Consider the following 338-nt stretch of genomic DNA (forward strand, 5'->3'; position numbering starts at 1 on the left):
AGCGTGACCACCGGCGATACCGTCATGGACACGAACGGTGTGGGCGTGGGTGATAATGTCCAGCTCAGCGACAGCGGGCTGACGGTCGACGATGGTGCCGGTAATCTCACCACCGTCACCAACGACGGCCTGACCATTGCCGGTGGTCCCAGCATGACCGCCAGTGGCGGCATCGATGCCAATGATCAAGTGATCAGTAGCGTTGGCGCGGGAGAGATCAGCAGCACCAGCACCGACGCGATTAACGGCAGCCAGCTGTTCGGCTCGGTCGACGCAGTCAACACCGCGATCGGCGGCAACGCCGTGGTGAACGCTGACGGCACGATCAGCACCAGCGA

At 63.0% G+C, this 338-nt stretch carries 1 protein-coding gene; it reads left to right on the plus strand.

Translation table 11 applies throughout. From position 1 onward, the window contains the following. Nucleotides 1-153 precede the first annotated feature (153 nt). On the plus strand, nucleotides 154-338 hold a 185-nt coding region (locus ACT3T7_RS18440), incomplete at its 3' end, for a hypothetical protein (RefSeq protein WP_444631932.1).

This window comes from Halomonas sp. 111 (assembly GCF_052379685.1).
In the GTDB taxonomy this organism is placed as follows: Bacteria; Pseudomonadota; Gammaproteobacteria; order Pseudomonadales; family Halomonadaceae; genus Vreelandella; species Vreelandella citrativorans.